The organism is Streptomyces sp. NPDC056296 (assembly GCF_042268605.1).
Taxonomy (GTDB): domain Bacteria; phylum Actinomycetota; class Actinomycetes; order Streptomycetales; family Streptomycetaceae; genus Streptomyces.
Window position 1 is genome coordinate 131034 of record NZ_JBHJRX010000018.1, and the last position, 6335, is coordinate 137368.

6 protein-coding genes are annotated in these 6335 nt (G+C 72.8%); all 6 read left to right on the forward strand.

Annotated features, from left to right (window positions below; genetic code table 11):
- The first annotated feature begins 18 nt into the window (after window positions 1–18).
- Window positions 19–741 carry a LysM peptidoglycan-binding domain-containing protein gene (locus tag ACFCZF_RS15960; RefSeq protein WP_375913046.1) on the forward strand — a complete coding sequence of 241 codons (723 nt, stop codon included), beginning with the start codon at window positions 19–21 and terminating at the stop codon, window positions 739–741.
- Window positions 741–2657, forward strand: a complete 1917-nt coding sequence (locus ACFCZF_RS15965) for a VgrG-related protein (protein ID WP_376672146.1) — start codon at window positions 741–743, stop codon at window positions 2655–2657. The genes ACFCZF_RS15960 and ACFCZF_RS15965 overlap by 1 nt, the downstream gene beginning before the upstream one ends.
- Before the next feature lie 55 nt (window positions 2658–2712).
- Window positions 2713–3174 carry a GPW/gp25 family protein gene (locus ACFCZF_RS15970; RefSeq protein WP_376672147.1) on the forward strand — a complete coding sequence of 154 codons (462 nt, stop codon included), beginning with the start codon at window positions 2713–2715 and terminating at the stop codon, window positions 3172–3174.
- Complete coding sequence (locus tag ACFCZF_RS15975; RefSeq protein WP_376672148.1) at window positions 3174–5132, forward strand: putative baseplate assembly protein; 1959 nt, start codon at window positions 3174–3176, stop codon at window positions 5130–5132. The genes ACFCZF_RS15970 and ACFCZF_RS15975 overlap by 1 nt, the downstream gene beginning before the upstream one ends.
- A gap of 59 nt (window positions 5133–5191) precedes the next feature.
- Window positions 5192–5701 carry a phage tail protein gene (locus ACFCZF_RS15980; RefSeq protein ID WP_376672153.1) on the forward strand — a complete coding sequence of 170 codons (510 nt, stop codon included), beginning with the start codon at window positions 5192–5194 and terminating at the stop codon, window positions 5699–5701.
- A gap of 339 nt (window positions 5702–6040) precedes the next feature.
- A partial coding sequence (locus ACFCZF_RS15985) for a hypothetical protein (RefSeq protein ID WP_376672149.1) occupies window positions 6041–6335 on the forward strand: 295 nt, incomplete at its 3' end.

Sequence of the window (6335 nt, forward strand, 5' to 3'; positions counted from 1 at the left end):
GAGCAGAGAGGAAGACCCATGGCAAAGAGCGGCAAGGGCGCCGGCAAGAGCCTCGTACGCGCCAGTCTCGCCATCCACGAGCCGCCCACCGGGGAGTCCACCACGCCCGGCGCGCTGATGCGTACCTTCGGTTTCGAGTTCAACCCGGCGCAGCTGACCCTCACCCGGCGGGCCCAGTGGAACGCGACCCCGACGGCAGCCGTGCGGGAGGCCGCGAAGCCGGAGTTCCTGGGTGCCGAGCCGCGGGAGATGACCCTGGAGATCTTCCTGGACACCTCCATGAAACCGGGCGCCAACACCGTGCTGAAGAAGGTCGAGTCGCTGCTGGACTGCTGCGAGGTGACCGCCAAGAGCCTCGCCGCCGACCAGCCGTCACCGCCCTGGCTGGTCTTCGAGTGGGGGTCGTTCTCCACGGCCCGGTTCACCGCGTACGTCGCGTCCGTCGAGGCGTCGTACAGCCTCTTCAGCGCCACCGGCATCCCCATCCGCGCCACCTGCCAGGTGCACCTGGTCGAGATCCCGGGCCCGACCCGGGGGCAGAACCCGACCTCCGGCGCGCTCACCGCACAGCGTGTGCACCGGGTCGTCGCGGGAGACTCGCTCCAGTCGCTGGCCTGGCGCGAGTACGGCAGCGCGGGCTCCTGGCGGGCGATCGCCGAGGCCAACGGCATCGACGACCCGTCCCGCCTGACGAACGGCACCGAACTGATGCTGCCCGCCGCCGAGGAGGTGCCTCACTGATGGTGCGTCCCGCGTTCTCCAGCGTCGTCAAGGTACGGATCGGTGCCGCCAAGGAGCTGCCCGCCGCCATCGCCCTGAAGCTCGTCGACGGCTGGGTCGACCAGGGCGTCGGCGTCCCCGCGGCCTTCCGCCTCACCTTCCGCGACCCCGAACGCACAGTCCTCGACAAGCTGAACGTGCACTTCGGCACCAGGGTGGTCATCACTCCGGTGGCCGACGGCCAGGGCATCGGCAAACCCCTGCTGACCGGCGAGGTCACCGCCATGGAGGCCGACTTCGACGGCACCGGCAGCTACACCGTGATCCGCGGCTACGACTTCGGGCACCGCATGATGCGCCAGCGCCGCGTGGCCGCGTACCGCAACCAGAAGGCCTCCGACATCGCCCGCAAACTCGCCGCCATGGACGGCGTGTCCATCGGCCGGATCCAGCCGACGAAGGGCGCGTACGGCTTCATCAGCCAGTCCAACGTCACCGACTGGGACTTCCTGGCCCGCCTCGCCGACGAGAACAACATGGTGATGTCCGTGGACTTCAAGGGGAAGTTCCGGTTCGTCAAGCTGCACCCGTCCTCCGGCGCGCCCTCCCCGCAGACCGAGGGCGCCAAGAGCGCCTACGTCCTCCAGGCCCGCCACGACATCACGCGGCTGCGGGCAGCGGTGACCGCCGCCGACCAGGTCGGCGAGGTCGAGTCGCGCGGCTGGAACGTCACCACCAAGAAGAAGATCGTCGAGACCGCGCCCGCCAAGACCGACCCGGGCTTCTCCATCGGCCGTACGCCCGGCGAGGCCGCCGCCAAGTTCAAGGCCGCCAAGCTCGTCGAGACCGCCCACCCCTACGACCGGCAGGACGAGGTCCGGCACGCCGCGAAGGCGCTCGCCGCCGACGTCACCTCCTCCTTCGCCGAGCTGGAAATCGCGGTGAAGGGCAGCCCCGACCTGCGGCCCGGCGTGCCCGTGGCACTCAGCGACGTCGGCAAGCCCTTCGAAGGCAAGTACACCGTCACCTCGGCACGCCACCACTTCGGCGACAGCGAGGGCTACCGGACCTGGATCACGGTCAGCGGACGCCAGTGGCGTTCCCTGTACGGGCTCGCCTCGGGCGGCGGCGGTGGCACGGACCCGGCGAGCGCGGCCCGGCTGCCCAGCGTCGCCAACGCCATCGTCACCGACGTACAGGACCCGCTGAAGCAGGGCAGGGTCAAGCTCTCGTTCCCCTGGCTCGACAACACCTACGTCAGCGACTGGGCGCGCAGCGTGCAGATGGGCGGCGTGGCCGGCGGCGGCGTCTTCCCCATGGACGTCGGCGACGAGGTGCTGGTCGCGTTCGACCGGGGGGCGCTGGACCATCCGTTCGTGATCGGCGGGCTCTACAACGGCCGGGACGTCCCGACCAGGAACGACGTGCCCCTGCACGACGGCCTGAAGAAGAAGGCCGTCCGGCACACCCTGTCCGACCGCCAGGGCAACCGCGTCGACCTGCTCAGCCAGCGCACCGGCGGACGCAAACAGGGCGTCCGGATCGCCAGCGGCGACGACCGGCTGACCATCAACCTCGACCGCACCCAGACCGAGATCACCGTCGACAGCAAGGGCTCGGTCAGCATCACCGGCAGCCGCTCGGTCAGCATCGACGCCGGCACCGACCTCACCCTCAGCGCCCGGCGCAGACTCACCATCAAGAGCGGCGGGCTCCTCGACATCCAGGGCCGCGGCCTCGTCAACCTCAAGTCACTGGGCGGCGCCGTCACCGTGGACGCGATGGGCGCCCTCAATCTCAAGTCCATCGGCGCCACCGTGATGACCAGCGGCGCCACCTTCCAGCTCAACACCATCGCCAACGTCGGCATCCGCGCCGCCACGCTCATGCTCAACGGCGTGGTCCTGGTCAACAACAAGCCCTACCCGATCCCGTGACGACGACGCGACCGGCACACGCGCGGACACACAGAAAGGAACCGGTGGCCCTCTGATGGCCGAACAGTTCGTCGGCTCCGGTTGGTCGTTCCCCCTGCGTATCGGGCCCACCGGCGGCATCGCCCTGGTCAGCGGCGAGCGGGAGATCGAGGAGGCCATGCAGCTGGTGCTGGCCACCGCCCCGGGCGAGCGGCCGATGCGCCCCGAGTTCGGCTGCGCCATCCACGACCTCGTCTTCGCCCCGGTCAACGAGCAGACCGCCGGCCGCATCCAGCACGAGGTGTACACCAGCCTGGACCGCTGGGAGCCGCGCATCGAGGTCCACGAGGTCGAGGTCAGCGCCGGCACCGATCAGAGCGTCCTCTACATCGACGTGCGCTACTCCATCCGCGGCACCAACAACCCGCGCAGCCTGGTCTTCCCGTTCTACGTCATCCCCTCCCACGACGAGCCGGACCTGCCCGACGGTCCGGCCGGCCCCGCGGGCCCGACGGGCTCTCCCGAAAGCGATCGCTGATGTCCCTGCCCTCCCCCAACCTCGACGACCGCCGCTTCCAGCAGTTCGTCGACGACGCCAAGCGCTACATCCAGCAGCGCGCCCCGGAGTGGACCGACCACAACGTCTCCGACCCCGGCGTCACCCTCGTCGAGACGGTCGCCCACATGGCCGACCAGATCGTCTACCGGCTCAACCGGGTGCCGGAGAAGAACCACCTCGCCTTCCTCGACCTGGTCGGCATCACGCTCTTCCCGCCGTCCGCGGCCCGCACGGACGTCACCTTCTGGCTGTCCGCGCCGCAGGAGGACGCGATCCTGGTCCCGGTCGGCACCGAGGTCGCCACCCTGCGCACCGAGCGGGACGAGGCGGTCGTGTTCTCCACCGTGGGCGACCTGACCGTCGTACCGTGCGAGCTGGGCCGCCTGGTGGTGCAGCACAGCGGCGAAGCCGTCACCGACCGGACCACGGACCTGGCCGAGGGCAAGGACCTGCTGTGCTTCTCGGAGGCCCCGGCCCCCGGCGACTGCATGCTCATCGGCCTCACCAACGCCACCCCGCACTGCGCGCTCGCCCTGGAACTCGACAGCCGCGTCGACGGCGTAGGCGTCGACCCCCGTCAGCCGCCCCTGGTATGGGAGGCCTGGACCGAGGACGGCTGGCAGCCCTGCGAGGTGGACCGGGACGGCACCGGCGGCCTCAACCGCCCCGGCGACATCGTGCTCCACATACCCGGCGGCCACGTCCTGTCCCGCAACGGCGGCCACGAGGCCGGCTGGATCCGCTGCCGGGTCACCGAGCCGCTGCCCGGTCAGCCGTTCTACACGACCTCGCCGACCATCCACTCCGCCGAGGCGTACACCATCGGCGGCACCACCGGCGCCATCCACGCCGAGACCGTGTACGACGAGGCCCTCGGCGAGTCCACCGGCCTGCCCGGCCAGCGGCTGCGGCTCGAACACGCCCCCGTGGTCGCCGACGACCCGCCGGTCCTCCTGCAGACCTCCGACGACGAGGGCTGGCAGGACTGGCAGGTCGTCCCGCACTTCGCGGGCTCCGGCCCCCACGACCACCACATCACCCTCGACGCCGCCACCGGCCGGATCGCCTTCGGCCCCGCCGTCCGCGAACCCGACGGCTCCCTGCGCCAGTACGGCACCGCCGCCCCCAAGGGCGCCGTCATCCGCGCCCGCCGCTACCGCACCGGCGGCGGCAGGGCCGGCAACGTGGCGCGCGGCGCCGTACAGGTGCTGCGCACCTCCATCCCGTACGTCTCCGAGGTCGTCAACCGCGAGGCCGCCCGCGGCGGCGTCGACGGCGAGACCGTCGAGGAGGCCAAGCTCCGGGCGCCGATCACCCTGCGCGCCCAGGAGCGCGCCGTCACCCTGCGCGACTACGAGGAACTCGCCCGCCGCGCCGCCCCCGAGACCGCCCGCATCACCTGCCTGGAGGGCAAGGAGGGCGAGCACGGCGCCTACGCCGTCCGCGTCCTGGTCGTTCCCCAGGCCGTCCCCGACCCCGGCGGCCGGCTCCGCTTCGAGCAACTCGTCCCCGGCGACGCCCTCCTGGGCCGCATCACCCGCCACCTCGACGAACGCCGCCTCATCGGCACCCGCCTCGCCGTCGGCCCGCCCTACTACCAGGGCGTCACCGTCGTCGCCACGGTGCACGCCTTCCGCGGCGTCGACACCGACCGCGTACGCCGCCAGGCCCACGACGCGCTCTACCGCCACCTCGACCCGCTCACCGGCGGCGCGGACGGCAAGGGCTGGCCCTTCGGCCGCCCCGTGCAGACCGGCGAGGTCTTCGCCGTGCTGCAGCGCGTGCCCGGCGTGGAACTCGTCGACGAGGTCGTCCTGCACCCCGCCGACCCCCTCACCGGCAAGCGCGGCGACCCCACCGACCGCATCGACCTCGAACCCCCGTCCCTGGTCTTCTCCTTCGACCACCGGGTCCGAGTGATCGGGGACGGCGCGTGACGGCCGCGTCCCACCGGGGTTCCGTCGACGGTCTCGGCTCCTCGCTGCCCATCGGCTCGATGCTGCCGGCCGTCTTCGCCGACGACGACCTCGCCCAGCGCTTCGTCGGCGGCCTCGACGACGTCCTCGCCCCGATCCTGAACGTCCTGGACTGCCTGGACACCTACTTCGACCCGGCCCTCACCCCGGCCGACTTCGCCCAGTGGCTCGGCAGCTGGGTCGGCGCCGAGACCGACGGCACCGAACCCGAGGACCGGCTGCGCGCCGCCGTCGCCGCCGCCGCCCGCCTGCACCGCGTACGCGGCACCCGGCGCGGTCTGTCCGAGGCGGTACGGCTGGCGTTCGGCGCCGAACCCGACATCACCGAGAGCGGCGGCGCCGACTGGAACGCCCGCCCGATCGGCCCGTTCCCCGGCACCCCACGCCCGCACCTCCACGTCGCCCTCCGGCTGCCCGACCCGTCCCCGGCCGACATCCATCGCCTGGACACCCTGGTCGCCGCCGCCCGCCCCGCCCACATGCCCTACACGGTCGAAGTGACCGCCTCCGAAAGGACCCCGGAGAGATGACCACGCAGAACTGCGCCGAGTGCGGAACCCGCGCGGAACCGGGCCAGTCCTTCTGCGACGCGTGCGGTGCCGTACTCCGCTGGGACCAGGCCGGCACCCGCACCGCGCAACCCGCGGCCTCCTCGTCCGACCGGGGCCCCGGCTGGGACGCGTTCTCCCGCCCCGGCCCCGGCGGTACGGGCGTACCTCCCGCCCGTACCGGCCGCGCGACGCCCACCACCGGCGGCCCGGACGACGACGACACCGAGGAGACCCCGGCGGTACCCCACCCACGCCACCCGACGAACGCGACCGCGGGCGGGAGCATGCCGGGGGCGGCAAGTGCCGCAGGCGCGGCAGGTGCCGCAGGTACCGCGGGTGCCGCAGGCGCGGCAGGTGCGGCAGGTGCGGCAGGTGCTGCGGGTGCCGCAGGCGCGGCAGGTACCGCAGGTACCGCGGGTGCCGCAGGCGCGGCAGGTACCGCGGGTGCCGCAGGCGCGGCAGGCGCCGCAGGCGCCGCAGGCGCGGCAGGCGCCGCAGGCGCCGCAGGCGCGGCAGGCGCGGCAGGCGCCGCAGGTACCGCAGGCGCCGCAGGCGCCGCAGGCGCGGCAGGCGCGGCAGGCGCCGCAGGTACCGCAGGCGCTGCGGGTGCCGC

Coding starts and splice junctions, on each gene's coding strand:
- ACFCZF_RS15960 (WP_375913046.1), top strand. CDS start 19: ATGGCAAAGAGCGGCAAGGGCGCCGGCAAGAGCCTCGTACGCGCCAGT.
- ACFCZF_RS15970 (WP_376672147.1), top strand. CDS start 2,713: ATGGCCGAACAGTTCGTCGGCTCCGGTTGGTCGTTCCCCCTGCGTATC.
- ACFCZF_RS15980 (WP_376672153.1), top strand. CDS start 5,192: ATGCTGCCGGCCGTCTTCGCCGACGACGACCTCGCCCAGCGCTTCGTC.
- ACFCZF_RS15965 (WP_376672146.1), top strand. CDS start 741: ATGGTGCGTCCCGCGTTCTCCAGCGTCGTCAAGGTACGGATCGGTGCC.
- ACFCZF_RS15975 (WP_376672148.1), top strand. CDS start 3,174: ATGTCCCTGCCCTCCCCCAACCTCGACGACCGCCGCTTCCAGCAGTTC.